The organism is Streptomyces sp. NPDC005195 (assembly GCF_040608315.1).
In the GTDB taxonomy this organism is placed as follows: Bacteria; Actinomycetota; Actinomycetes; order Streptomycetales; family Streptomycetaceae; genus Streptomyces; species Streptomyces kaempferi.
Genome location: NZ_JBEXHZ010000260.1, coordinates 1 through 2,145, shown reverse-complemented (window position 1 = coordinate 2,145; position 2,145 = coordinate 1). Strand labels below are relative to the sequence as shown.

Here is a 2,145-nt window from a genome sequence, read left to right as displayed (position 1 = left end):
CCCGGACGTCCCGGCGGCACCTCGCGCGGCCGGGATCCGGGGCCCACGGGCCGGAGCGGAAGCGAACCGGACGGAGCGCTCGAAGGTGGTTAGATCGGGCCGGGCGACGCCGACCGGGACCGTGAGCGCGGCCCCGCGCGACAGAGGGAGACACGATGAGCAAGGTCACGAGGACGGGCACGCAGCCGCCTGCGCCGCACGGTGCCGACAGCCACGACCTGATCCGCGTGCTCGGCGCGCGCGTGAACAACCTCAAGGACGTCCATGTCGAGATCCCGAAGCGGCGCCTGACGGTGTTCACCGGGGTCTCCGGCTCGGGCAAGAGCTCCCTGGTGTTCGGAACGATCGCCGCCGAGTCGCAGCGGCTGATCAACGAGACCTACAGCTCCTTCGTACAGGGCTTCATGCCGACGCTGGCGCGCCCCGAGGTCGACGTACTCGAAGGCCTGACCACCGCGATCATCGTGGACCAGCAGCGCATGGGTGCCGACCCGCGCTCCACGGTCGGCACCGCCACCGACGCCAACGCGATGCTGCGCATCCTCTTCAGCCGGCTCGGGCAGCCGCACATCGGCTCGCCGGGCGCGTTCGCCTTCAACGTGCCCTCCGTCCGGGCGAGCGGTGCGATCACCGTCGAGCGAGGTGCCAAGAAGACGGTCAAGGCGACGTTCAACCGGCTCGGCGGCATGTGCCCGCGCTGCGAGGGCCGGGGCACGGTCACCGACATCGACCTGTCCCAGCTGTACGACGACAGCAAGTCGCTCGACGAGGGCGCCCTCACGATTCCCGGCTACAGCATGGACGGCTGGTACGGCCGCATCTTCAAGGGCTGCGGCTTCTTCGACCCGGACAAGCCGATCCGCAAGTACACCAAGAAGGAACTCCACGACCTCCTGCACAAGGAACCGACCAAGATCAAGGTCGACGGGATCAACCTGACGTACGAGGGACTGATCCCGAAGATCCAGAAGTCGATGCTCTCCAAGGACGTCGACGCCCTCCAGCCGCACGTCCGCGCGTTCGTGGAGCGCGCGATGACGTTCACCGTCTGCCCCGAGTGCGACGGCACCCGGCTCAGCGAAGCGGCCCGCTCCTCGAAGATCGCCGGGATCAGCATCGCCGACGCCTGCACGATGCAGATCAGCGACCTGGCCGAGTGGGTACGAGGTCTGGACGAACCGTCCGTCGCGCCGCTGCTGGCGGCACTGGGGCACACCCTCGACTCGTTCGCCGAGATCGGCCTCGGCTATCTCTCGCTCGACCGGCCCTCGGGCACCCTGTCGGGCGGCGAGGCACAGCGCGTCAAGATGATCCGCCACCTCGGCTCCTCACTCACCGACGTCACGTACGTCTTCGACGAGCCGACCACAGGCCTGCATCCGCATGACATCCAGCGCATGAACGGCCTGCTGCTGCGCCTGCGGGACAAGGGCAACACCGTGCTCGTCGTCGAGCACAAGCCGGAGGTGATCGCGATCGCCGACCACGTCGTCGACCTCGGCCCCGGCGCCGGTACGGCGGGCGGCACCCTCTGCTTCGAGGGCACCGTCGAGGGCCTGCGGTCGGGCGGCACCATCACCGGCCGCCATTTCGACGACCGGGCCTCGGTCAAGGAGACGGTGCGCAAGCCCACCGGGACGCTGGAGATCCGCGGCGCGACGACGCACAACCTGCGGGACGTCGACGTCGACATCCCGCTCGGGGTGCTCACCGTCGTCACGGGCGTCGCGGGTTCCGGCAAGAGCTCGCTCGTCCACGGGTCGATCCCCGCCGGCGAGGGTGTGGTGTCGGTCGACCAGAGCGCGATCCGCGGCTCGCGACGCAGCAACCCGGCGACGTACACCGGACTGCTCGACCCGATCCGCAAGGCGTTCGCCAAGGCCAACGGCGTGAAACCGGCCCTGTTCAGCGCCAACTCCGAGGGCGCCTGCCCCCACTGCAACGGGGCCGGCGTCATCTACACCGACCTGGCGATGATGGCCGGTGTCACCTCCACCTGCGAGGAGTGCGAGGGCAGGCGGTTCGACACGTCGGTGCTGGAGTACCACCTCGGTGGCCGCGACATCAGCGAGGTCCTCGCGATGTCGGTGACCGAGGCCCAGGAGTTCTTCGGCTCCGGCGAGGCGAGCACACCGGCCGCGCACC

Annotated in this window: 1 protein-coding gene; it reads left to right on the top strand. The window is 69.4% G+C overall.

What is annotated here, in order from left to right; translation table 11 throughout:
• Nucleotides 1-155: 155 nt before the first annotated feature.
• The coding region (locus ABZV34_RS38760) for an excinuclease ABC subunit UvrA (protein WP_356287788.1) at nt 156-2,145 on the top strand (1,990 nt) is incomplete at its 3' end.